The following is a 23,001-nucleotide window of genomic DNA, read 5'->3' as shown; positions in this document are numbered from 1 at the left end:
GATTAGCGTTGTTTTTTAAGTTCTATGGTATGTTTTATGGCACTTTTGATGCGTTGGTAAGTGCCACAACGGCAAATATTACCACTCATGGCATCGTCTATGTCAGTATCCGAAGGGTTTTTATTAGAATTGAGTAAGGAAGTTGCTGTTATTAGTTGTCCAGGTTGACAATAACCGCATTGAGGGACATTGAATTCTTCCCATGATTTTTGCAATAATTGTAAATTTTCTGCAGTACCCTCAATAGTAGTAATGTTTTTGCCAACAACTGTCGAAACAGGAGTTAAGCATGAATAGGTAGCCACATTATCAACTAATACTTTGCAAGCGCCACAAGCACCAATGCCACATCCAAATTTGGTTCCCGTAAGACCGATGGTATCTCTAATAGCCCAAAGCAAAGGCATTTCTGGGTCAACATCGATAGTGTGTTTCTTCTTATTTATGAGTAGTGTTGTCATTTGGATTTCAATTTTGCAATTAGGAAGTTGAAAGTTATGACTTTTTTTAAAATTTATATTTAATTTTTTCTAAAGAAAATACTTGTTTGTGTTTAATGTAAAAAAAACAGTAGCTATGAGTTGAATATAGCTACTGTTTTTATATTGGAGGTTGATTGATTTCTAATAAAACTGTTTTCTTATTAATTGATATCTTTCTTTGCTTTTGGATGAAATTTGAGAAAGGCTGTATTTATCAAATAGCCTATCGAAATATAATTTTGATTTTAGAAAATTTTTATTTTCATAATAGTAATTTCCTAGAGATTCATAGATTTCTACAGATTCGTAGCCTTTGTCAGCAATGCGTTCATATGTTTTTTGGACGTTAACAAGGACAAATTTTTGTTTGTTTATAGAATCGTAATGAACGGTTTGGGAATTAGCATTTGTTATTACCAAAAAGATAAAAGCAAAGCTTAAAAACACAAGGTGGTTGATTTTAATTGGTTTTGCAGTTTTTTTCATAGACGATTTTTTTGGTAGAAAGGGATTGCTAAAATATTTAAATTAAGTAAGTTAACGTTTTTAATTGCCAAATATTGTTATTAAATAAAAGATTAATTAAAAATTTACAATAATATTGATTTGTGTTTACATGGAACTTTGTTTTTGAATCCAAAAAGAGTATTAAAAAAAGGCAACAAGAATCGAAATCCTGTTGCCCTATTGGTATTTAAAAGTTTTTCTTTAGAAAGCGTATTTGGCCATAATAGTTGGAAATACTTTGAATTCTTCTGATGGGTCAAAGTTGTTGCTGATTTCAATTTCAGACCCCATTGAAAAGCTTTTGTTAAAATTGTACAAAACTTGGGGTTCGGTTAATAAGATCGCTTTTTTGCTGGAACCGTCAGCTCTGTCTTCCGACCAGAAATCAAGAAATCCTCTAAAGGTTACTTTGTTATTGAATAGGTTTTGGAACCAAACAGCCGTAAATTGTCCGTCAAATCCAGAAGATCCATGTGTGTTTTTGTACAAGTATGTCGTGTTTAAGGTAAAGTTGCCAATCTTTATTGGGAAACCCAATCCAACCAAAAAAGCGCGATTAATTGGGAAGCCAAGTGGATTTTCGGGACTATCGGCTTTGTCATCGGTCATTAAAAGGCCGTCATTGTATTCAATATGAAAGTTCAAACCTTCGATGAGGTTGTTTTTGATATTGAATTTTCTAGCAATTTCGAAATACGCCAGGTTTGCAGAGTCACTGCGTCCAAAGTTGAAATCGGTAAAGAAGAAAGTGCTTCCTAACTTGTCAGGTTTAAAAAACTCGAAAGTAAAAGTAAAGTATTCTCTTTCGGGTAAAAAATCATAATGTAATTGAACTTCCTGAGCTCTGGCAAAAAAAGAAAACAAAAGGGCTATTAATAAAAGTTTAATTTTCATAAAGCTGATATGTTTTAGATTTTGTTGTTAATTCATTTGTGAAATGATGATTTCCAAAATGGAAAAAAGGCCAATTCCCCACATGATTGGATGGACCTTATCAGTGTTTTTAGTCAAAAAGCAGAGAATGATGTATGATGAAAAGCCATAAGCAATTCCTGAACTGATACTGTAAGTTAAAGGCATTAAAATTAAGGTTAGGAAAGTAGGAACAGCAATATAAAGTTCGGTAAAATTAATTTTGATTAAGTGTTTAGCCATAAAAATACCAACCAAGATAAGTGCTGGTGCCGTTGCATAAGCAGGGACAATTCCAATAAGGGGAGCAAAGAACATGGCAAGAAAGAATAATCCGGCGGTAAAAACAGAACTTAATCCAGTTCTGGCACCATTGGCAATCCCTGCCGCCGATTCAATATAAGTCACGGTGCTACTGGTTCCCAAAACACCACTGAAAGCGGTTGCTACAGCATCGGCTTCCAAAACTTTTTTGATGTGGGGCATTTTCCCATCTTTATCAATCAGTCCAGCTTCCATAGAACAGGCAATAGCCGTTCCGATGGAGTCGAATAAATTCACGAACAAAAATGAAAAAATAGGAGCGATGAAAGTAATTTTCAAAACTGATAAAATTTCCAATTGCCCAAAAAGAGGAATGATAGAGGGAGGAGTACTAATAAATTGTGAAGGGATTTTTATAGAGTCGTCAAAGATAAAGCCAAGTATGGTAGCAAGTAAAATCCCTATCAGAATGGAGCCTTTTACTTTTCGGATTTCCAGAAATACTGTGACAATAAAGGCAATCAGCCCAATGACTACAGCTGGGGTAAATTTCCCAAGGCCTACCAAAGTAGCTGGATTAGCAACAATCAGTCCCATTTGTTTGAACCCAATGAAGGCTATAAACAGCCCGATTCCCGCACCAATTGCAACCCGGAGCGATTCGGGTATGGCATCGACTATTTTGTGCCGAATTCCGAGTATAGAAATGATGATAAAAACAATCCCTGACATGGTAACAACGCCCAGTGCCTGTTGCCATGTTGCTCCGTCGCTCATAACAAGTGTAAAGGCGAACATTGCGTTGAGCCCCATTCCTGGTGCCATTGCAAAAGGAACATTGGCCCAAATACCAACCAAAAGAGTTCCTACGATTGCGGCAATACAGGTAACGCTAATCAGTGCAGCCTTGTCCATCCCAGCAGCAGAAAGAATGTTAGGATTTACAAAAATAATGTAGGCCATCGTCAAAAAGGTAACCGTCCCACCAATGGCTTCTTGTTTGAAAGAAGTGTTTCTTTCTTCGAGTTTAAAGAATTTTTCTAACATTGCTTTTACTGTTTATAAATTGATTTAAATTTAGGTCAAAAAAAAACGATACGCAATGGTGAGGTTGTATTCCTAAAGTTGAATTTGAAAACTCTATGTCAGGATTGATTATTTATATAATTAACAACGAATTGGAGCCAAATAAAATGGGACAAAGAAGAATGTTTCTTCTTTGTCCCATCAAGTGACCACGGTGGGATTTGAACCCACACGCCCTTACGAGCACCACCCCCTCAAGATGGCAAGTCTACCGTTTCTCCACGTGGCCTTAAAAAATAAAAGGTCAAGTAATAAATTACTCGACCTTTTGTGACCCGACTGGGGCTCGAACCCAGGACCCCATCATTAAAAGTGATGTGCTCTACCAACTGAGCTATCGAGTCGTTGCTTCAAGAAACTTATGCTTTGATCACATAATTTGTGACCCGACTGGGGCTCGAACCCAGGACCCCATCATTAAAAGTGATGTGCTCTACCAACTGAGCTATCGAGTCATTTCGTTTCTTGAATGCGGGTGCAAATATAGGGACTTTTTTTCGAAGTTTCCAAGTAAAATTATTATAAATTTGTCTTTTTTAATTAAAAATCCTTAACGCCTTAATATGTAAGGCCTTATTCAAATGAAAAAAATTATATTATTAGGGTATATGGGTTGTGGTAAGTCAACAATCGCTCAAAAACTTTCTGGAATCGTCTCAATTCCGTACGTTGATCTCGATGAATATATCGAAAAAAATGAAAAAATGTCCATTAAACAGATTTTTGAGAATCACGGTGAAATCCATTTCAGAAAATTAGAGCATACATATTTTCTGGAATTGTTAAATAATCCGGATAAAAACATCATCGGTTTGGGAGGAGGAACGCCTTGTTATGCCAATAATCATGAATTCTTGATAGGGGAGGGTGTGACGTCTATTTATTTAAAAGCATCTATCGATACCTTGTTTAATAGATTGGTGTCTAATAAGAGCAAAAGGCCGCTTATTGCGGATAAAAGCGAAGAGGAAATGAAAGAGTTTATAGCAAAGCATCTTTTTGACAGAAGCTTCTATTACAACCATGCACAGTATAAAGTGAGTGTTGATGATAAATCAATCGAGGAAACGGTAAATGATATTTTAAATCTATTAGCTTAAACTGGCATAACTATCGCCATTGTTGTCAAAAACAACAGATACATGCTCAAATAGGGAAGTGGAAAGAGAAATTCCTTTAAAATCGGCCTTAATAGGGAATTTTTTATGGTTTCTGTCCACAAGAACAGCGGTTTTGAATTTTTTTAAAGGAACATCTAAAAAATGTTTTACTGCGTATATGAGAGTAGTTCCGGAGCTCAGTACATCATCCACAAGTACTAAACCTTTGTTACTGTATTGTTCTTTTGTTAAGGAAGTAGTCACGGGAAGTTTTGGGTTTTCTTTGATAACTTTTACTTCACACAGTGAAATTTTGATAGGTGAAATAGTAGACAGTACTTGAGCAATTTTTTCGGCAAAAATAAAACCATTTGTTGTAATTCCAGCAATCACAATCTCTTCCTCCTCTACAAAAGTTTCATAGATTTGGTAAGCTATTCTTTTGGTTGTGTGTTCGATTTGTTGATTGGTAAGAATAATATTTTTGCTCATGGCGTATTTTATTTTTTTCAAAGATAAAAAAGTTAGGCGAATTTTATGTCATTAAATCTGGTTTCAAAACTAAAAACTGAAACTGAATATTTTAGTCTATTTCGTCTTCGTCTTTTATTTCATTTCCAAATTCATCAATATCTCTTCGGTCTTTTTTGGTAGGTCTTCCAGTTCCGTTTCTTCTATAATGTTCTTTTGATAATTTTAATAATTCTAAGTGTGCGTATGCTTCGGCTGGGGTTTCGTTTTTTCGATATATATCAACAAGCTTGGCCCCTACACGATTATCGGGTATGTCGAGAACTGTAATTATTTGTGTGATTTGATCTTTTCTAAAAGTAATTTTATCAGTAGGAAAAACCTCTTTCGATGGTTTGGCGATAATACCATTTACGGTAATGTGGTTTTTTTTGCAAGCCTCTGTTACCATATTTCTGGTTTTGTAATACCGAACACACCATAAATATTTGTCTATTCTCATGAATTTTCTAAAATCAAAGTTAAATACTTTACAAAAGTAAATCATTAATGTATATTTGTGACTTAAACTATACCTATATAATGAACAAAATTAAATTAAATTTTATTTTATTAATTGCAGCAGTTGTTACCATAAGTTCATGTAATAAGAATGATGATGATGTAGAAGTAACTCCGCCAAAGCCTTATGCTGAGCAGTATCCTATTGATAGTTTAGCTATTAACAACTATTTAAAAACAAATTATATCAGCGAAATAGTAAATCATCCGGGTTTTCCTGATGATCAGGATGTAACAATTAAAAAGATTACTGACGCTGGAACTCAGCCTTCTTTATGGTCTTATTTGAATAGTCCTACTCTTCCAAGATTAACCTTCAGAAATGTAAGTGCCCATGGTATTACTTATAAAGTTTATACTTTGTTAATTAGAGAAGGGATAAAAGGAGGAGATAAAGCAACAGGCGGTGAATATCCTAGTAATGTAGATGCTGTTTTTGCAGCTTATAAAGGTACTTTATTGGATGGTACAGTGTTTGACTCTTCTAATAATGGTCAGGCACAATACAATTTGGACGGTACCACTCATGACGGAGGAACAGGGGTTATTCGTGGTTGGTCTGAGGGTTTTCCTCAATTTAAAACGGGTTGGACATCTTCAAATAGTGATGGGACGATAAAGTATAATGATTTTGGTGTTGGTGTAATGTTTCTTCCTTCTGGTTTAGGATATTATAATACTGCTCAAACAACTATTCCTGCTTATTCTCCTATAGTATTTAGTATTAAATTGTATGAATTAAAGCGATTTGATCATGATTTAGATGGTATTCCTTCTTTTCAGGAAGATTTAGATGGTGATAGATATATGAATACTTTTTTAAGTGGGGTTGCTAATCCAGATGATACGGATAAGGATGGTATTCCTGATTTTAATGATTTTGATGATGACGGAGATAATTATGCAACAAGAGGAGAAATCAAAGATAAGGATGGAAATTACTATACATTTGATAAAATTCCAGATTGTTCAGGTGATCAGGCTAACCCTGATAGGTTGAAAAGGCATTTGGATGCAACTTGTATCAAAATGAATCAATAATATATTAATCCTATTCTTTTTAGAATGGGATTTTTTTTTGAGGTTAAACATAGAAAATAAAAATGCGTTTTGTAAATTGATTACTTATCGACGAAGCTTAATATTAAAAATAACGTATAAAAAAATCCCATCTCATTTTTACAACGAGATGGGATTTTATATTTATAGAGAAAGATTACTTTCTTTTGATCACTCTTTCTACAGCTTCAACAATCGCTTGATTGTTCAATTTGTATTTCTCCATTAATTGCTCAGGAGTTCCAGATTCTCCAAAACTGTCATTAACAGCAACAAACTCTTGAGGAGCTGGATTGTTTAATGCCAATACTCTAGCAACGCTTTCTCCAAGACCTCCAAGGATGTTATGTTCTTCAGCGGTAACGATACATTTGGTTTTTGCCAATGATTTTAGAATTGCTTCGTCGTCCAAAGGTTTAATAGTGTGGATGTTGATTACTTCAGCAGAAATACCTTTTGCTTCCAAAACTTCTGCAGCAATAAGAGCTTCCCAAACTAAGTGTCCTGTAGCAATAATTGTTACATCAGTACCTTCGTTTAAAAGAATTGCTTTTCCAATTACAAAAGGCTCATCAGCTGGCATGAAATTAGGCACAACCGGACGACCAAAACGCAAGTAAGCTGGACCATGGTGATCAGCAAGAGCTAATGTAGCCGCTTTTGTTTGGTTGTAATCACAAGTATTGATTACAGTCATTCCAGGTAACATTTTCATTAATCCAATGTCTTCCAAGATTTGGTGAGTTGCTCCATCTTCTCCAAGGGTCAATCCTGCGTGAGAAGCACAGATTTTTACGTTTTTATCTGAATAAGCAACTGATTGACGGATTTGGTCATAAACTCTTCCAGTAGAAAAGTTAGCAAAAGTTCCAGTGAAAGGAATTTTCCCCCCGATAGTTAATCCTGCTGCAATTCCAATCATGTTTGCTTCTGCAATTCCAATTTGGAAAAAACGCTCTGGGTGATTTTTTTTGAAATCATCAAATTTTAATGATCCAATTAAATCAGCACAAAGGGCCACAACGTTTTCATTCTTTTGACCTAATTCAGTCATTCCCGCTCCAAAACCCGAACGAGTATCTTTACTTCCTGTATTTGTATATTTTTTCATGTATTTTAAATTCAAAGATTTAAAATTTAAAAATTGAAAGATTTTGAAACAAAATTCAAAATTTACAATTCAAAAATTATTTAATAATCTGTATTACCTCCAGTATTATAATTTTGTTCTAAAGCATTGGCAAGTTGTGCATCATTCGGTGCTTTACCATGCCAAGCATGACTGTACATCATATAATCCACACCGTTCCCCATTTCAGTATGAAGTAGCACGCAAACTGGTTTTCCTTTTCCAGTTCTCGCTTTTGCTTCGTTCATTCCTCCAATGATAGCTTCAATGTCATTTCCTTTGGTAATTTCAATAACTTCCCAATCAAAAGCTTCGAATTTAGCGCGAATGCTTCCCATTGCCAAAACTTCGTCAGTAGTACCATCAATTTGTTTTCCGTTAAGGTCAACAGTTGCGATAATATTGTCTACTTTTTTAGCAGATGCATACATAATCGCTTCCCAGTTTTGACCTTCCTGTAACTCACCATCACCATGAAGTGTGTAAACGATATGATTGTCATTGTTTAGTTTTTTAGCCTGAGCCGCACCAATTGCTACAGATAACCCTTGACCCAATGAGCCAGAAGCAATACGTACTCCAGGTAAATTGTCATGAGTTGTTGGGTGTCCTTGTAATCTTGTGTTGATTAAACGGAAGGTGGCTAATTCCTTTACCGGAAAATAACCGCTTCTTGCCAAAACGCTGTAAAATACAGGTGAAATATGTCCGTTTGAAAGGAAGAATAAATCTTCTCCAATTCCGTCCATGTCAAATCCTTCTTTGCGATCCATAAGATTTTGGTACAAGGCTACTAAAAATTCGGTGCAACCAAGAGACCCTCCTGGGTGACCTGAATTAACAGCGTGAACCATACGAAGAATGTCTCTTCTTACTTGGATAGTTAAATCGTTTAATTGTTGTGTGTTAGGCTTCATTTTGTGTGTAAAAGTTAAACTGCTGCAAAAGTAATTTTTTTTTACCGTAAGACAAATGATTTCAAGGGCAATTTCAATGAGAATGGTAATTTCTACAACAATTTTAAGAGTCAAGTGAAATTTAAAAACCAAAGGCATTCATTTTTTTCAATCTTCATTTTTTGTTTTTACTTTATTTGGGCTTGCCCCAGTAGAAAATTCTTCAGTAAAAACAGCATCAAAACCAAGCTTTCTAATACATAAAGTTTCGCGAACCTTTCGAAAACCTCTGCGCACTTCACAGTCAAATTTTATAAGAATCAAAATACAATCACCAGCAATCTGTACATTAGTCTAGTTCTTGGTTTAACTACAAAAAACATGTCTATTTTACATGTTTCTAAATGATTACTTTTAAAAAATAACAAAATCATTACATTTAATTCAAAGAAAAAAAATATCTTTAACACATTCTATTATTAACAATTAACCAAAAAAAACAATCATGGGTGATAAAAAAACTCCTCTAGAATTCGTTCCTTATCCAACCATTCAAACGACCAAGATTAATACCAAAGTATTTAAGTTCGACAATCTCAAAGAGGTCGATTATCCAGTAGCGCCATTAATTTCGGCAAAATTTTACAAGCCAGGTGGGGTAAAGGCCCTAAAAGTAAGAGCAACACTCTACATAAACTCCGATAATCTAGACGCACCTGTTGTAGAACCACCTGTAGAAAAAGATGGGGTTTTGACTATCAAGTATGATTATGATTTCTCTATGGTTACCCCAAAAACCTGTGATGTTTGGTATGTAGAGCTTGATTACACCTCTCCTACGGTGGGGAATATAAACAAAATCAAATCTTTTATGGTAAATTTAGATCCTGAAATTTCTAGAGGGACTACAACAAATCTTCCTTAATTATGAATCTAAAAATCAATAATTATTTTATTTGCTTTATATTAATATTCCCTAGTTTCTTATTATCACAAATCAAAGAAAATAATTTATTTGAAAAAAAAAATCTTTATCAAAAATCTGTCAAATTTAAAGAAAACTTAAATTTTGTAAAAGCCCAATCTTTCTATTTAAAGAAAGATTGGGACTCTACTTTGGTATATTCCATGAAGCAATTAAATGTAGATAAAAACAAAACTTTACATGATTATTGTCATTATTTTAGGGGGATTAGTTTTTTTAACAAAAGAATATACAAAGAGGCAAGAAAAGAGTTTTTACTAATCTCAGATTCATTTGAACTTTCACAAATAAAAAATTTTTTTTTAGGTGCTACAGTTTTAGAACTAAGAGATTATGATAAAGCTCTTTATTATTTTATACTGTCAGAAAATCAATCTATTGAATCAAACGACATTCAATGTCTAACTATTGCATATAACGGAATAGGCACCACTTATATTTTCTTGAAACAACACGAAAAAGCAGAAAAATATCTGCTAAAAAATATGAGAATAAATGAAAAAAGTCAAAATAATGATAGAATTTGTAACTCATATATGAATTTAGCAAATTTATATTATGATCAATATAAAGATAATTTAGCTATTTTTTATTTTAAAAAATCATATATAATATCCAAAAGAATTAAGGATTTCTATACAAAAAAATCTGCTTCAAAAAATATGGCAGTTGTCGAAGAAAACAGAGGTAACTTCAAAGAAGCATTAGCATATAGAAAAGAATCCGAACAATGGAATGACTCCCTAAACAACCAAAATAAAGTCTGGGCACTCGCAGACTACGAGAAAAAATATGCGGTAGCGCAAAAACAAAAACAAATATCAGTACTAAAAGTTGAGAGCAAACTAAAAGACACTCAGCGTAATGGTTTATTTTATTCAGTTCTAGCTTTATTATTACTTTTAGTAGGAGGTGTTTATATATATGCTCAAAAAGTAAAAAACAACAAAATAATCCTTACTCAAAAAAATAAATTAGACGAACTCAACGCCACCAAGGATCAATTATTCTCTATCGTGAGTCATGATTTGCGTTCTTCGGTGAATGCCCTCAAAACAAGTAATGCTAAATTAACTACTTCGCTTGAAACCAAAAACTACAATGAGCTAGACCAACTCTTGCACCAAAATAGCGCGATTGCAAACGGCGCTTACAGTTTGCTCGACAACCTGCTCCATTGGGCTTTATTGCAAACCAAACAATTGTATTTTCATAAAGATTCGGTTCATTTATATTCCATCGTGCAACAAATAGAATACAACTACAAATCATTACTGCTTGACAAAGCCATAACTTTTGAGAACGCCGTTTCCAAAAATAGTTTTATCTTCGTAGATCTTGACTCCCTAAAAATTGTATTGCGAAACTTGCTTGACAACGCCATTAAATTTTCTAATGAAAATGGTGAAATTAGGATTTATACGATAGAAACAAATACTAATTTTTGCCAACTTGTAGTTCAAGACAGCGGTTTGGGAATGAGCCAAGGCACTATAAACAAGCTGCTTGAAGATAACGAATTATTGGCTAAGAAAAGCAATTCGGAGGTTGTAGGAACGGGACTTGGAATACAATTGTGCAAACAAATGATCAAGAAAAACGGAGGAACGCTAGCAATAGAAAGCGAACTCAACAAAGGCACTAAGATTATATTGACGTTCCCAAAGACAGAACAAAATGGATAATATCAATGTACTTATTATAGAAGATACGCCAGAGCAAAGTGAAGCGCTGAGCAAAGTCTTACTGGCCAATAAATACAATATTGTAGGTGTTGCAAGAAGCTATACTGATGCTCTGACTTTATTCTACCAAAATACAGTGGATATTATTGTAATCGATGTCTTTCTTGATGGTAAACCTGACGGAATCACTTTTGCCGAGACTATCAATATTGTGCCAAACGCATCCAAACCTTTTGTTTTTTTAACTAGTTCACAAGATCGTCAGATTTTTGAAAGAGCAAAACTCACCAAGCCTTTTAGTTTTCTGATGAAACCCTTTAATGAATTGGAAATTCTTTATGCCTTAGAAATGGCTGTCGAAAAATTCTACGAGCAAACTAATGTGTTTTTGAGCGAAGATCAAGACACCGTAATCAGTAATGATTATTTGTTCATTAAAAAGAAAAATGCATTAAAAAAAGTGTCGTTACAAGACATTCTCTACATAGAAGTGGAAGAACGCTATTGTAACATCATTACTGAGAAAGAAAAATTTGTCATCTTGATTTCATTAACCAAAATCAGTGATTTACTAAATAAAGACAAATTCATTAAAACCCACAGAAATTATATCGTAAATACTGATAAAATTGAGGAAATTATCCTTGCCGATAATTTAATTATACTTAAAGGGAACCACAAAATTAATCTTAGTGATACCTATAAAGATTTCATCAAGAAAATGAACATTATATCGTAAGAACTCATTTTCATAAATACCAATACATCTTCTCCTTAAATGTTTGTCTTTTTCGTACTGTCGAATACTAAGCATTTTTTCCAAGAATTGAATATGCTGGATTTTAGCCCTGATGGAAGCGACATCCTTTTTTGTATCTTCTTTTCTAAAGATACAAAAAAGATATAGCGGACAGCTGGAACGATCCTTGCTGATAAAGCCTATTTTTTCGCTCCATAAAATCTTTTTTAATTAATTGCTTCCGGATTTATATATTCAGTCACCTCTTTCATGACATTAAAAAGCTCATTCATGACATTTCTTTAAAAAAAGACTGTTTTGCTATTTACCTTTACTCTACTAAAAAATTATAAAGCCGAATTACCATGAGACTTGAACTTAACAACCAAACAAATATGCAATTCAGAACTTTTTTTAACAAAATCAATCCTTGGATTGGACTTATAGCGTCATTATGCCTCATTATTCCGAGTTTGTATGACATTCTAGACGAACCTTTTTTGCTCACCTCTGATCACTTGATTTTAGCTGCAGGCGTGTTTTTTATGATTTTATTCTTAAAAGAAATATTCGACCGAATCATCAATTTAGAAGGAATGGAATAAAACCAATTAAAATAAAAAATAGTCTATGCCATTTAGCACTATTTCTTGTATTAACTAATCCACCAATTAACAATTAAATTAGTTAGAAGTGCCTGTTTCATTAATTTGAAGCAGGTATTTTTATTTTATTTTAAAAAAAGAACAGATCTTTTGTAACTTTTTTGAAACCTTGTACGTATAACCACTTGTACACTTAAAAAAATGAGGAGACAAAAACATGAGACAACTTAAAATCACCAAGCAGGTTACCAATCGTGAAACCGCTTCATTAGACAAATATTTACAAGAAATTGGAAAAGTTGATCTTATTACCGCTGACGAAGAAGTAGAATTAGCTCAAAGAATTAAAGCAGGGGATCAAAGAGCACTTGAGAAATTAACAAAAGCTAATTTACGTTTCGTAGTTTCGGTAGCCAAACAATACCAAAATCAAGGTCTTACCCTTCCCGATTTGATCAATGAAGGAAATCTTGGATTGATAAAAGCAGCACAACGTTTTGACGAAACTCGTGGATTTAAATTCATTTCATACGCTGTATGGTGGATTCGTCAATCGATTCTTCAAGCTTTAGCCGAACAATCTCGTATCGTTCGTTTACCATTAAACAAAATTGGTTCTATCAATAAAATCAACAAAATGTATGCGTTATTAGAGCAATCTAATGAGCGTCCACCATCTGCTGAGGAAATTGCAAAAGAATTGGACATGACCGTAAATGACGTAAAAGAGTCTATGAAAAACTCTGGTCGTCACTTATCTATGGATGCTCCTCTTGTAGAAGGAGAGGATTCAAACCTTTACGATGTATTGCGTTCTGGTGAATCACCAAATCCAGACAGAGAGTTAATCCATGAATCTTTGCGTACTGAAATTGAGCGCTCACTAGAGACATTGACTCCAAGAGAGGCAGATGTAGTACGTTTGTACTTTGGTCTTGGTGATCAACACCCAATGACATTGGAAGAAATTGGTGAAACTTTTGACTTGACTCGTGAACGTGTTCGTCAAATCAAGGAAAAAGCTATCCGTAGATTAAAACATACTTCAAGAAGTAAAATTTTGAAAACGTATTTAGGTTAATATAAAATATCCCCAAATTAAAATTTTTAAAAAAAGTAATTTTAACTATTTTAATACAACGTGAACAACAGTCTGATTAACTGTTCGTTTTTTGATTGATGATTGAAACTCCGGCTGATTACCGGAGTTTTATTTTTTATATTACCTTTGCAAAAAATAAACAACACAAATGTAAAGATGTACCACAATGCATCTAAACACAAAAACAACACAATGAAGAATACAATTATTGCTCCATCAGTTCTAGCTGCCGATTTTGCTAATTTGCAACGTGATATTGAAATGATTAACAACAGTCAAGCCGATTGGTTTCACATTGACATCATGGATGGCGTTTTTGTTCCAAATATTTCTTTTGGAATGCCTGTTCTTGAAGCCATCACAAGACATACTAAAAAAACAGTTGACGTGCATTTGATGATTGTCAATCCAGACCAATATATTAAAACATTCAAAGATTTAGGTGCCGATATTTTGACTGTACATTACGAAGCTTGTACACACTTACACAGAACTCTTCAAGCGATCAAAGCTCAAGGGATGAAAGCTGGAGTGGCGTTAAATCCACATACTAATGTTGATTTATTGGAAGATGTAATCAATGACATTGATATGGTTTGTATCATGAGTGTGAATCCTGGTTTTGGCGGACAGTCTTTTATAGAAAACACTTATGTAAAAGTGAAAAAACTAAAAGATTTAATTACTAGAAAAGGAGCATCAACTCTTATAGAAATTGACGGTGGCGTTACCAATAAAAACGCATTACAATTGGTGGAAGCAGGAGCGGACGTACTTGTTGCCGGAAGCTTTGTTTTTAAAGCTGAAGACCCAATTCAAACCGTAGCCGATTTAAAACAATTGACAACAGTATAAAAAAATAAAAGTCCCAATAATCACAAAAGAGACATTGGGACTTTCTTTTTTAGTAAACACTTATTTGTACTGATCAATTAAATACTTTATCAAATCGGTGGTGGTTACTATTCCGACCAACAAATGATCTTCGCATACGGGTAAAGCATGAAATTCTTTTTTTGCTAATATCTCAGCAGCTTCTTTAATAGTTGTATCTGGTGTAATGGTAATTAATTTTTTAGCCATTACCTGCTCAACCGTAAACATATTATAAACGGTTGTATCCACAACCTCTTCATCATCATCTATTGCGTCTGCAAAAGAAATTCGCAGTAAATCAGTATAACTTAGCATCCCAATTATGGTTTCTCCATTCACAACAGGAATATGCCTAATTTTGTGATGCTTAAAGAGGGATTCAGCTTTTGTTAAATCATCTGAAATAGTCAGTTTAATTATATTTTTGGTCATAATTGTTGACACTGGAACTTGCTGTCTCATAACGTATTCATTTTAAATTATTTGTAAATTTAAAACAGAAAGTTTATTCAAAATATGATGTTTGTCAGTAGTTGATGAAAACTATTTTAGGATATTGTGACACCATAATCAATAGGAATTACACTCATTTGGCAGAAGTATCACGTGGAGAAATAATTGAATTTTATTTAGATAATTTTTTTATAGCATGAAAAGGTAAACTTACTCATATAAAAATTACCTAATGAAAGCCAGAATACTAGGTATTTGAAGAAATTGACAATGAAGACCAAAATAATGTTTTTTTGAGAAAAAAGATTTTTACAAAATCTTTAGTTCCACAAATTATTGAAAATGTTTCTATTATTTTTATCTTTTTCCAGTAATGAAAAAAAGACTGCATGGTATACACTTTTTTTTCTCATGCAGTCGTTAAAACCAGATATTTAGTAATTAAAAAAATAATAGATTTATATTTTGCTTTGTAAACTTCGCCATCCATCTCCATTATGGACATCAGTGTAGCCATGTGTTTTAAGGATGTTTTTTGCTCTCGCACTTCTCATTCCAGAGGCGCAACAAGTGATAATAGGTTTGTTTTTGTCTTTTAATTGAGATAAACTATTTTTCAAAATATCTACGGGGATATTTATGGAACCTTCTATATGTCCGCTGGCATATTCAACCTTGCTTCGTACATCTAGGATAATACCACCTTGCTTTACAAGTGCTGCATAGTCAACAGTAGATCCGAAGCCGAATATTTGTTTTAGTTTATTTAGCATTTTGTTTATTATTTGGATTGATAATAATTGACCTCAAGCCAAGAACCTCCATTGTGGCAGTCTATTTCTTTTTGAGAAAGATAATGTTGCGCTTGTCCGCTTCGGTTTCCGGAGGCGCAACAAAGAACCAACGGCGATTTTAGGTTTTGTATTTCTTCAAATCGCTCTTGGACTTCATTCAGTGGGATATTAATAGACCCGACAACATGTCCTCCACTGAATTCTTCTCGAGTTCGTACATCTACAATCGTACATTGTTGCTCTTTTATTATATTTTCTAAAGTCATAGTAGTTGCTTTAAAGTGTATTGTTTTATAACGCAAAATTACAACAGAAATTAAGGTTGTACAGTAACTTTTGTTACACAAGTTTTTATCCAATCTTTAAAGGTTGTTCAGCTTGTATATCCTTAAATATTTTTATTTATAGGCGTGAATAGATTGTCCTACAAGTTTCCAATTGCCATTTATTTTTTCAAGTAATCGAATCTCATGCGAAAAGGTTTTCTTGCCATCTTTCGCAATCGATACTTCATCGTGGCTGACCCAAGCATTATTGTCGTGAATGCTCATTTTATAATTTGTATTCATAGAGGTACCGCCACTGGCATTTGCAATAGGTTTGATAATGTCTTCAGCAGGGATGTCTAATGCTTTACCATCAACAGTTGAAATTAAAATTTTGCTATAAGGCTGAATATGCCAGCATGCAGCATGTGCTTCACTGTCGCCCAATCTCCAACTGGAAGATTCCTTTTCAAGAAGACTTTTAATGGCTTGTGTATCATCTGCTTTTGGATTGCAACTCAAGAAAATTAAATTCGGAATAAGATACATGGCTAATTTTAATTTCATAATGTATGTTTTGATTAATAGTGTGTGAAAGATACGTTTTGTCTAAATTAAATAATAAAACATTTTTAGATTTAATAATTCTCTAATTTTATTCTGAGTAGTATTTAAATTTTGAATGTCATGAACCGACTTTTCATTCATAGGAAGGGAAATATTTTTTTGATGTGGGTTTTAAATTAGACTATCTTTGCCGACTGATAAAAAGTCTATATGAAGTTTGATTTACTAAAAACAGATCCGCAATCGAAAGCGCGTGCGGGAAGTATTACTACTGATCACGGTGTTATTGAAACACCAATTTTTATGCCTGTTGGTACAGTTGCCTCTGTAAAAGGGGTTCATCAACGGGAGTTAAAAGAAGAAATAAACCCAGATATTATTCTTGGAAATACCTATCATTTATACTTGCGTCCACAAACCGAAATTCTTGAAAAAGCGGGAGGATTGCATAAATTCATGAATTGGGATCGTAACATTTTGACCGATTCTGGTGGATATCAAGTGTATTCGCTTTCGGCAAATCGAAAAATTAAGGAAGAAGGAGTAAAGTTTAAATCGCATATTGATGGTTCGTATCACTTTTTTACGCCAGAGAATGTGATGGAAATTCAGCGTACCATTGGGGCCGATATCATTATGGCTTTTGATGAGTGTACGCCTTATCCTTGTGATTATCGTTATGCCCAGCGCTCGATGCACATGACCCACCGTTGGTTGGATCGTTGTATTAATCATTTGGACAAATTACCTTTTAAATACGGTTACGAGCAAACCTTTTTTCCAATTGTACAAGGAAGTACTTATAAGGATTTAAGAAGACAGTCTGCAGAATATATTGCCAATTCTGGTCAGCAAGGAAACGCGATTGGAGGACTTTCGGTAGGGGAGCCTGCAGAAGAAATGTACGCCATGACCGAAGTAGTTTGTGAAATTTTGCCTGAAGACAAACCTCGTTATTTGATGGGAGTTGGAACACCAATCAATATTCTAGAGAATATCGCTCTTGGAATCGACATGTTTGATTGTGTGATGCCTACACGTAACGCCAGAAACGGGATGTTGTTTACAGCCAACGGGACGATCAATATCAAGAATAAAAAATGGGAAGCCGATTTCTCTCCATTGGACGAAATGGGTTATACTTTTGTTGATACGGAATATACAAAAGCATATTTGCGTCACTTGTTTGCTGCCAATGAATATTTGGGGAAACAAATTGCTACGATTCATAATTTAGGTTTCTATATGTGGTTGGTTCGTGAGGCCAGAAAACATATCTTAGCGGGCGATTTTGCACCATGGAAAGAAATGATGGTGAAAAATATGAGCCAAAGACTGTAAATATGTTTAATCGTTTATTTGTTTAATTGAATAAACGATTAAACAGTTAACTGATTCAACGAATAAAAGATTCAATCATAACTATGCTAACAATAATAGACAGATACATTTTAAAAAGATATTTAGCCACTTTTGCGGTGATGCTTTTGTTATTTGCCCCTATTGGGATTATCATAGATGTGTCGGAAAAAATTAATAAAATGTTAGCCAATGATGTGCCGGTTTTAAAAATCGCCATTTATTACTATCATTTTACGATTTACTTTATGAACAATCTTTTTCCGATATTTTTGTTTATATCGGTGATTTGGTTTACTTCAAAATTAGCAAATGATACAGAGATTATTGCTATTTTAAGTTCGGGTATTTCGTTTACTCGGTTTATGAGGCCTTATATTATTGGGGCTTCCATTGTTTCCCTGATAGTATTGTTGATGGGTTTTTGGGTTATTCCTGTTTCTAGTGAAGGGTATAATAATTTTAGGTACACCTATCTCCGCAGTGGTGGTAAGGAACTCATGCGGGGCGATAATACGGATGTTTACAGACAGATAAATGATCACGATTTTATCTATGTAAATAGCTTTAATAATGAGTCTCAAATGGCTTTTAATTTTTCGATGGAGCGGTTTAAAAAAGAGAAATTAGAATACAAAATCACTGCTAGCAGAATCAAATGGAATCCGAAAGAAAAGAACTATACTTTATATGATTATACCAAGAGAATAGTTGGGAAAGAAGGGGACGTGATTGAAAAAGCTCCTGAAAAGAAGATGAAATTTGGTTTTGATCTGGAGGATTTGGCGCCAGTGGTTTATATTGCTGAAACATTGACTCTAGGGGAATTGAATGCTTTTATAGATAAGGAAAGAAAGCGTGGATCATCTAATATCAATGTTTACTTAGTCGTTTTATATAAAAAATATAGCGTTCCTATTTCGGCATTTATTTTGACTATTATTGCTGTTTCTGTATCTTCAATGAAACGAAGAGGGGGGATGGGAGTCAATTTGGCCATTGGAATTGCAGTTGCCTTTTCATTTGTCTTTATGGATAAGATATTTGGAGTATTGGCCGAGAAATCTTCATTTTCACCTCTTTTGGCGGTTTGGTTGCCAAACATAATTTTTGGAATATTAGCTGTTTATTTATTACGAAATGCGAAACGATAATTTAAGAAGTTACCTTAATCTACATTTGATTGTTTTTATTTGGGGATTTACAGCTATTTTAGGAGCATTAATTACGATAAAATCAGATTTTTTGGTTTGGTATAGGATGTTTTTTGCGGCAGTTTTTATTGCTGTTTTTCTTGGCATCAAGAAGAAATCATTTAAAGTTTCTCCCAAATCATTAGTTAAGTTTATATTGGTTGGTCTTCTTATAGCTTTACATTGGATTACCTTTTTTGAAGCCATAAAAGTCTCAACAGTCTCGATAACCTTATCTGTTTTTTCATTAGGTGCATTTTTTGCTTCATTATTGGAACCTTTATTTTATGGTCGAAAAGTGCTCTGGTACGAAGTTTTCTTTGGATTGGTTATTATTGCTGGTTTAGGATTAATCATGCAGGTAGAGGTCAACTATTGGAGCGGAATGTTATTGGCATTAGTTTCCATAATATTGGGAGTATTATTTACTTTAATGAATGGAAAGTTAATTGCTGATCATGATCCTTCGGTGATTTCATTTTATGAATTCTTAGCCGGTTTTATTTTTATTTCCATCTACTTTTTATTTCAAGGTTCTTTCTCAGCAGATTTTTTTGTGTTGTCAGCCAAAAATTGGATTTTGATTCTGATTTTAGCATCTATTTGTACCGCTTATGCCTTTACGGCTTCGGTAAAAGTGATGCGACAATTGTCACCATATACGGTTATGTTAACGACTAATTTAGAGCCTGTTTATGGTATTGTATTGGCCTTTTTTATCATTGGTGGAAAAGAAAAAATGAGTACAGAATTTTACATAGGAGCCGTTGTAATTGTAATTACGGTACTTTTAAACGGTATTATAAAGCACTATAGAAAAGAAGATTAATTGTAAGGTTTTTATTTTTGTAAAACCTATTTTTTTCTACTTGAACAAAAAAATAAGTGTATAACGATATTAAATTTTATATTTGCAGTTCCAAATCGAAAAATTAAAAACAATAATAAATACGCACAAATCCTATGGAATATTTAGATTTTGAGCTTCCTATAAAAGAACTTGAAGAACAATTAGATAAATGTGTTGTTATTGGTTTAGAATCGGATGTTGATGTAACCAATACTTGTAAACAAATCAACAAAAAATTAGAGGAGACCAAAAAACATATTTATAAAAACTTAACTGCTTGGCAACGTGTGCAGTTATCAAGACATCCAAGCAGACCTTATACTTTGGATCATATCAAAGGGATTTGTGGGGATACTTTTCTGGAACTTCATGGAGATAGAGGTTTTAAGGATGATAAAGCCATGATTGGTGGTTTAGGAAAAATAGGAGGACAATCTTTTATGATTGTTGGACAACAAAAAGGATTCAATACAAAGACGCGTCAATATAGAAATTTTGGGATGGCAAATCCTGAAGGATATAGAAAAGCGTTGCGTTTGATGAAAATGGCCGAGAAGTTTAATATCCCAGTACTTACTTTAGTAGATACACCGGGTGCATATCCAGGTTTGGAAGCGGAAGAACGCGGACAAGGAGAAGCTATCGCAAGAAATATTTTTGAAATGGTTCGTTTGAAAGTCCCTATTATAACAATTATTGTTGGAGAAGGAGCATCAGGTGGAGCATTGGGAATAGGCGTTGGAGACCGTGTTTATATGTTAGAAAATACTTGGTATTCTGTAATTTCACCAGAATCTTGTTCGTCAATTTTATGGAAAAGTTGGGACTATAAAGAACAAGCTGCCGAAGCCTTAAAATTGACTTCAGCTGATATGAAAAAACAAAAATTAGTTGATGATATTATTCCAGAACCACTTGGTGGAGCTCATTATGACAGAGAGACTACTTTTACTACAGTTGAACAATATATCATAAAAGGATATAATGAATTGAAAGACTTATCAACAGAAGAGTTAATCGCTCAGAGAATGGATAAATACTGTAAAATGGGAGAATTCAAAGAATAAACAGCCATTTTTAAGACCTTAATCCGAAGCCTTACAGTTTCGGATTTTTTTTTGGTTATAAACAAAAAATAGGTATTTATAAACAATAAATTATAATAACTCAATTGTGATTTTTTTTTAATTTTAGTTACTTTCGCTACATGGAAAATTTCAAAAATATTAGTCCGGTTAAAGTGGACAAAACAACAATTATAAACCTAGAAAAAGGAAAATTACCACCACAAGCATTAGATTTAGAAGAAGCAGTGCTTGGGGCAATGATGATTGATAAAAAAGGGGTAGATGATGTAATTGATATTCTACAAGCTGATGCATTTTACAAAGATGCTCACAAATATATTTTTGAAGCCATTGTAACATTATTTAATGACACCCAGCCAATCGATTTGCTGACCGTTTCTGCACAGCTTCGAAAAACTGCTAAGTTAGATCTTGCAGGAGGTGATTTTTATTTAATTCAGTTGACGCAAAAGATTTCCTCATCAGCACATATTGAATTTCACTCTAGAATTATTCTTCAGAAATTTATTCAACGAAGTTTGATTCGAATTTCATCTGAAATTATTGAAGATTCCTATGATGAAACTACCGATGTATTTGATTTGTTGGACAAAGCCGAATCCAAACTCTATGAAGTAACACAAGGAAATATCAAGCGTAGTTCCGAAACCGCTCAGAGTTTAGTATTGCAAGCTAAAAAACGTATTGAAGAAATTGCTGGTCAAGAGGGGCTTTCTGGTGTTGCCACAGGTTTTGATAAATTGGATAAACTAACTTCGGGTTGGCAGCCAAGTGATTTAATTATTATTGCAGCGAGACCTGCGATGGGAAAAACAGCTTTTGTATTATCGATGGCTAGAAATATTGCTATCGATTTTGGACATCCAGTTGCTTTGTTCTCGTTGGAGATGGCATCCGTACAGTTGATTACCAGGTTGATTTCTTCCGAAACAGGATTGTCTTCAGAGAAGTTACGTACCGGAAAATTAGAAAAACATGAGTGGGAACAGCTTAGTACCAAAGTTAAGAATTTAGAAAAAGCACCACTTTATATAGATGATACACCTTCATTATCCATTTTTGATTTGCGTGCAAAAGCACGACGTTTAGTGTCGCAGCATGGTATCAAAATTATCATTATCGATTATTTGCAGTTGATGACTGCTGGCGGAAATGGAAAAGGAGGAGGAAATAGAGAGCAGGAAATTTCTACAATCTCCCGAAATTTAAAGGCATTGGCGAAAGAGCTGAATATTCCTGTAATTGCACTTTCACAATTATCGCGTGCTGTTGAAACGCGTGGTTCAAGTAAAAGACCTTTGCTTTCGGATCTTCGTGAATCTGGAGCGATTGAGCAGGATGCAGATATTGTTTCGTTTTTATACCGTCCTGAGTATTACAAAATCGATGAGTGGGATGATGAAGAAGCATCTCCAACTGCGGGACAAGCCGAGATTATGATTGCAAAACATAGAAATGGTGGAATTGAAAATGTTCGTTTGAAGTTTATTGGACACTTGGGTCGATTTGATAATCTTGAAGATTACAGTGGTGGCTATGATGATTTACCATCAAGTATGAATCATGATGATAGTCCTTTTATAACCAAAAATCTTCCATCAGCAAACGAGGCTTTTGGTAGTAATTTTAATAATGATGACGATGATGATGGTGACGTTCCATTTTAAAGTTTAAAAACATTAGTTATCACAAGGGAGACTATTTTATGAAAATAAGATATTCTCCTTTTTTTATGGATTTAAGCTTGGGTTTTTTGTAGGGCATTGGCTTACAAGAATTTAAAAGTTTTTATTCTTCTAAAATAAGAATTTTTATTATGTTTGTGCTTATATAAACACAATACTTTATTAGGAAAATAGCTAAATATAGCTATATTTGCCGCTTAAAGTTGTATAAAAAAAGATAAAATGCATGTTTGTTTTATATAAGATAAATATTGTGAAATTTTAAAAACTCGTTAAGGAAATTTAGT

At 33.7% G+C, this 23,001-nt stretch carries 25 protein-coding genes and 3 tRNA genes; 13 read left to right on the top strand and 15 right to left on the bottom strand.

Going from position 1 to position 23,001, the window contains the following annotated elements:
* Positions 1-2: 2 nt before the first annotated feature.
* The 7 genes from J2W95_RS15875 to J2W95_RS15845 form a co-directional block, all read right to left on the bottom strand.
* Positions 3-461 carry a (2Fe-2S)-binding protein gene (locus J2W95_RS15875; protein ID WP_310008739.1) on the bottom strand — a complete coding sequence of 153 codons (459 nt, stop codon included), beginning with the start codon at positions 459-461 and terminating at the stop codon, positions 3-5.
* A gap of 162 nt (positions 462-623) precedes the next feature.
* Positions 624-968, bottom strand: a complete 345-nt coding sequence (locus J2W95_RS15870; RefSeq protein WP_310008736.1) for a hypothetical protein — start codon at positions 966-968, stop codon at positions 624-626.
* Positions 969-1,190: 222 nt separating this feature from the next.
* Positions 1,191-1,883, bottom strand: coding sequence for a DUF5020 family protein (locus tag J2W95_RS15865; RefSeq protein ID WP_310008735.1), 693 nt, complete (start codon positions 1,881-1,883; stop codon positions 1,191-1,193).
* Positions 1,884-1,910: 27 nt separating this feature from the next.
* The gene (locus tag J2W95_RS15860; protein WP_310008733.1) at positions 1,911-3,212 is read right to left on the bottom strand and encodes an NCS2 family permease; all 1,302 of its coding nucleotides are present in this window, start codon (positions 3,210-3,212) and stop codon (positions 1,911-1,913) included.
* A 185-nt stretch (positions 3,213-3,397) separates the two neighbouring features.
* Positions 3,398-3,480, bottom strand: a tRNA-Leu gene (locus J2W95_RS15855).
* Positions 3,481-3,522: 42 nt separating this feature from the next.
* Positions 3,523-3,595 (bottom strand) — tRNA-Lys (locus J2W95_RS15850).
* A gap of 38 nt (positions 3,596-3,633) precedes the next feature.
* Positions 3,634-3,706, bottom strand: a tRNA-Lys gene (locus J2W95_RS15845).
* 126 nt (positions 3,707-3,832) lie between these two features.
* On the opposite strand from J2W95_RS15845, the gene J2W95_RS15840 reads away from it, so the two are divergent.
* Positions 3,833-4,351, top strand: coding sequence for a shikimate kinase (locus tag J2W95_RS15840; protein WP_310008731.1), 519 nt, complete (start codon positions 3,833-3,835; stop codon positions 4,349-4,351).
* Here the strand turns inward: J2W95_RS15840 and J2W95_RS15835 are convergent.
* Together J2W95_RS15835 and J2W95_RS15830 are read right to left on the bottom strand one after the other, a co-directional pair.
* Complete coding sequence (locus tag J2W95_RS15835) at positions 4,343-4,843, bottom strand: phosphoribosyltransferase family protein (RefSeq protein ID WP_310008729.1); 501 nt, start codon at positions 4,841-4,843, stop codon at positions 4,343-4,345. The two genes, J2W95_RS15840 and J2W95_RS15835, sit on opposite strands and share 9 nt — an antisense overlap.
* Before the next feature lie 91 nt (positions 4,844-4,934).
* Positions 4,935-5,324 (bottom strand): RNA-binding S4 domain-containing protein, encoded by a 390-nt coding sequence (locus J2W95_RS15830; protein WP_310008727.1) that lies wholly within the window; start codon positions 5,322-5,324, stop codon positions 4,935-4,937.
* Between the two features lie 80 nt (positions 5,325-5,404).
* On the opposite strand from J2W95_RS15830, the gene J2W95_RS15825 reads away from it, so the two are divergent.
* Complete coding sequence (locus J2W95_RS15825) at positions 5,405-6,424, top strand: BamM family beta-barrel-assembly machinery protein (RefSeq protein WP_310008725.1); 1,020 nt, start codon at positions 5,405-5,407, stop codon at positions 6,422-6,424.
* A 175-nt stretch (positions 6,425-6,599) separates the two neighbouring features.
* On the opposite strand, the gene J2W95_RS15820 is transcribed toward J2W95_RS15825, so the two are convergent.
* Positions 6,600-7,553, bottom strand: coding sequence for a transketolase family protein (locus J2W95_RS15820; RefSeq protein WP_310008723.1), 954 nt, complete (start codon positions 7,551-7,553; stop codon positions 6,600-6,602).
* 80 nt (positions 7,554-7,633) lie between these two features.
* The gene (locus J2W95_RS15815) at positions 7,634-8,488 is read right to left on the bottom strand and encodes a transketolase (RefSeq protein ID WP_310008721.1); all 855 of its coding nucleotides are present in this window, start codon (positions 8,486-8,488) and stop codon (positions 7,634-7,636) included.
* A gap of 484 nt (positions 8,489-8,972) precedes the next feature.
* On the opposite strand from J2W95_RS15815, the gene J2W95_RS15810 reads away from it, so the two are divergent.
* The 6 genes from J2W95_RS15810 (at position 8,973) to rpe (ending at position 14,438) form a co-directional block, all read left to right on the top strand.
* Positions 8,973-9,392, top strand: a complete 420-nt coding sequence (locus J2W95_RS15810; RefSeq protein WP_310008719.1) for a hypothetical protein — start codon at positions 8,973-8,975, stop codon at positions 9,390-9,392.
* A 2-nt stretch (positions 9,393-9,394) separates the two neighbouring features.
* A complete protein-coding gene (locus tag J2W95_RS15805; RefSeq protein ID WP_310008716.1) occupies positions 9,395-11,137 on the top strand; it encodes a tetratricopeptide repeat-containing sensor histidine kinase in 1,743 nt (580 codons plus the stop codon).
* Positions 11,130-11,876, top strand: coding sequence for a LytR/AlgR family response regulator transcription factor (locus J2W95_RS15800; RefSeq protein WP_310008714.1), 747 nt, complete (start codon positions 11,130-11,132; stop codon positions 11,874-11,876). The genes J2W95_RS15805 and J2W95_RS15800 overlap by 8 nt, the downstream gene beginning before the upstream one ends.
* 365 nt (positions 11,877-12,241) lie before the next feature.
* Positions 12,242-12,481: a hypothetical protein gene (locus J2W95_RS15795; protein ID WP_310008712.1), complete on the top strand. Its 240-nt coding sequence runs from the start codon at positions 12,242-12,244 to the stop codon at positions 12,479-12,481.
* 217 nt (positions 12,482-12,698) lie between these two features.
* On the top strand, positions 12,699-13,562 hold the full coding sequence (locus J2W95_RS15790) for a sigma-70 family RNA polymerase sigma factor (protein ID WP_007804760.1): 864 nt from the start codon (positions 12,699-12,701) through the stop codon (positions 13,560-13,562).
* A gap of 213 nt (positions 13,563-13,775) precedes the next feature.
* Positions 13,776-14,438: a ribulose-phosphate 3-epimerase gene (rpe, locus tag J2W95_RS15785; protein ID WP_310008710.1), complete on the top strand. Its 663-nt coding sequence runs from the start codon at positions 13,776-13,778 to the stop codon at positions 14,436-14,438.
* A gap of 60 nt (positions 14,439-14,498) precedes the next feature.
* On the opposite strand, the gene J2W95_RS15780 is transcribed toward rpe, so the two are convergent.
* The 4 genes from J2W95_RS15780 to J2W95_RS15765 all read right to left on the bottom strand — a co-directional run bounded on the left by J2W95_RS15780 (position 14,499) and on the right by J2W95_RS15765 (position 16,539).
* Positions 14,499-14,921, bottom strand: coding sequence for a CBS domain-containing protein (locus J2W95_RS15780; RefSeq protein ID WP_310008708.1), 423 nt, complete (start codon positions 14,919-14,921; stop codon positions 14,499-14,501).
* 449 nt (positions 14,922-15,370) lie between these two features.
* Positions 15,371-15,685 (bottom strand): rhodanese-like domain-containing protein, encoded by a 315-nt coding sequence (locus J2W95_RS15775; protein WP_310008706.1) that lies wholly within the window; start codon positions 15,683-15,685, stop codon positions 15,371-15,373.
* Positions 15,686-15,693: 8 nt separating this feature from the next.
* The gene (locus tag J2W95_RS15770; RefSeq protein ID WP_310008704.1) at positions 15,694-15,972 is read right to left on the bottom strand and encodes a rhodanese-like domain-containing protein; all 279 of its coding nucleotides are present in this window, start codon (positions 15,970-15,972) and stop codon (positions 15,694-15,696) included.
* A gap of 132 nt (positions 15,973-16,104) precedes the next feature.
* Complete coding sequence (locus J2W95_RS15765) at positions 16,105-16,539, bottom strand: endo-arabinase (protein WP_310008702.1); 435 nt, start codon at positions 16,537-16,539, stop codon at positions 16,105-16,107.
* Positions 16,540-16,749: 210 nt separating this feature from the next.
* On the opposite strand from J2W95_RS15765, the gene tgt reads away from it, so the two are divergent.
* From tgt to dnaB, 5 genes are all read left to right on the top strand, one after another.
* Complete coding sequence (gene tgt, locus J2W95_RS15760; protein ID WP_310008700.1) at positions 16,750-17,880, top strand: tRNA guanosine(34) transglycosylase Tgt; 1,131 nt, start codon at positions 16,750-16,752, stop codon at positions 17,878-17,880.
* Positions 17,881-17,963: 83 nt separating this feature from the next.
* Complete coding sequence (locus J2W95_RS15755; protein ID WP_310008698.1) at positions 17,964-19,052, top strand: LptF/LptG family permease; 1,089 nt, start codon at positions 17,964-17,966, stop codon at positions 19,050-19,052.
* On the top strand, positions 19,039-19,920 hold the full coding sequence (locus tag J2W95_RS15750) for a DMT family transporter (RefSeq protein WP_310008696.1): 882 nt from the start codon (positions 19,039-19,041) through the stop codon (positions 19,918-19,920). The genes J2W95_RS15755 and J2W95_RS15750 overlap by 14 nt, the downstream gene beginning before the upstream one ends.
* A gap of 134 nt (positions 19,921-20,054) precedes the next feature.
* Positions 20,055-21,008, top strand: coding sequence for an acetyl-CoA carboxylase carboxyltransferase subunit alpha (locus tag J2W95_RS15745; RefSeq protein ID WP_310008693.1), 954 nt, complete (start codon positions 20,055-20,057; stop codon positions 21,006-21,008).
* 140 nt (positions 21,009-21,148) lie between these two features.
* Positions 21,149-22,696 carry a replicative DNA helicase gene (gene dnaB, locus J2W95_RS15740; protein ID WP_310008691.1) on the top strand — a complete coding sequence of 516 codons (1,548 nt, stop codon included), beginning with the start codon at positions 21,149-21,151 and terminating at the stop codon, positions 22,694-22,696.
* Positions 22,697-23,001 lie beyond the last annotated feature (305 nt).

This window comes from Flavobacterium granuli, assembly GCF_031456055.1.
GTDB classification, from domain to species: domain Bacteria; phylum Bacteroidota; class Bacteroidia; order Flavobacteriales; family Flavobacteriaceae; genus Flavobacterium; species Flavobacterium granuli_A.
The sequence above is the reverse complement of the archived record's forward strand: the minus strand, read 5'-3'. Positions and strand labels throughout refer to the sequence as shown.

Coding starts and splice junctions, on each gene's coding strand:
- J2W95_RS15875 (WP_310008739.1), bottom strand. CDS start 461: ATGACAACACTACTCATAAATAAGAAGAAACACACTATCGATGTTGAC.
- J2W95_RS15870 (WP_310008736.1), bottom strand. CDS start 968: ATGAAAAAAACTGCAAAACCAATTAAAATCAACCACCTTGTGTTTTTA.
- J2W95_RS15865 (WP_310008735.1), bottom strand. CDS start 1,883: ATGAAAATTAAACTTTTATTAATAGCCCTTTTGTTTTCTTTTTTTGCC.
- J2W95_RS15860 (WP_310008733.1), bottom strand. CDS start 3,212: ATGTTAGAAAAATTCTTTAAACTCGAAGAAAGAAACACTTCTTTCAAA.
- J2W95_RS15840 (WP_310008731.1), top strand. CDS start 3,833: ATGAAAAAAATTATATTATTAGGGTATATGGGTTGTGGTAAGTCAACA.
- J2W95_RS15835 (WP_310008729.1), bottom strand. CDS start 4,843: ATGAGCAAAAATATTATTCTTACCAATCAACAAATCGAACACACAACC.
- J2W95_RS15830 (WP_310008727.1), bottom strand. CDS start 5,324: ATGAGAATAGACAAATATTTATGGTGTGTTCGGTATTACAAAACCAGA.
- J2W95_RS15825 (WP_310008725.1), top strand. CDS start 5,405: ATGAACAAAATTAAATTAAATTTTATTTTATTAATTGCAGCAGTTGTT.
- J2W95_RS15820 (WP_310008723.1), bottom strand. CDS start 7,553: ATGAAAAAATATACAAATACAGGAAGTAAAGATACTCGTTCGGGTTTT.
- J2W95_RS15815 (WP_310008721.1), bottom strand. CDS start 8,488: ATGAAGCCTAACACACAACAATTAAACGATTTAACTATCCAAGTAAGA.
- J2W95_RS15810 (WP_310008719.1), top strand. CDS start 8,973: ATGGGTGATAAAAAAACTCCTCTAGAATTCGTTCCTTATCCAACCATT.
- J2W95_RS15805 (WP_310008716.1), top strand. CDS start 9,395: ATGAATCTAAAAATCAATAATTATTTTATTTGCTTTATATTAATATTC.
- J2W95_RS15800 (WP_310008714.1), top strand. CDS start 11,130: ATGGATAATATCAATGTACTTATTATAGAAGATACGCCAGAGCAAAGT.
- J2W95_RS15795 (WP_310008712.1), top strand. CDS start 12,242: ATGAGACTTGAACTTAACAACCAAACAAATATGCAATTCAGAACTTTT.
- J2W95_RS15790 (WP_007804760.1), top strand. CDS start 12,699: ATGAGACAACTTAAAATCACCAAGCAGGTTACCAATCGTGAAACCGCT.
- rpe (WP_310008710.1), top strand. CDS start 13,776: ATGAAGAATACAATTATTGCTCCATCAGTTCTAGCTGCCGATTTTGCT.
- J2W95_RS15780 (WP_310008708.1), bottom strand. CDS start 14,921: ATGAGACAGCAAGTTCCAGTGTCAACAATTATGACCAAAAATATAATT.
- J2W95_RS15775 (WP_310008706.1), bottom strand. CDS start 15,685: ATGCTAAATAAACTAAAACAAATATTCGGCTTCGGATCTACTGTTGAC.
- J2W95_RS15770 (WP_310008704.1), bottom strand. CDS start 15,972: ATGACTTTAGAAAATATAATAAAAGAGCAACAATGTACGATTGTAGAT.
- J2W95_RS15765 (WP_310008702.1), bottom strand. CDS start 16,539: ATGAAATTAAAATTAGCCATGTATCTTATTCCGAATTTAATTTTCTTG.
- tgt (WP_310008700.1), top strand. CDS start 16,750: ATGAAGTTTGATTTACTAAAAACAGATCCGCAATCGAAAGCGCGTGCG.
- J2W95_RS15755 (WP_310008698.1), top strand. CDS start 17,964: ATGCTAACAATAATAGACAGATACATTTTAAAAAGATATTTAGCCACT.
- J2W95_RS15750 (WP_310008696.1), top strand. CDS start 19,039: ATGCGAAACGATAATTTAAGAAGTTACCTTAATCTACATTTGATTGTT.
- J2W95_RS15745 (WP_310008693.1), top strand. CDS start 20,055: ATGGAATATTTAGATTTTGAGCTTCCTATAAAAGAACTTGAAGAACAA.
- dnaB (WP_310008691.1), top strand. CDS start 21,149: ATGGAAAATTTCAAAAATATTAGTCCGGTTAAAGTGGACAAAACAACA.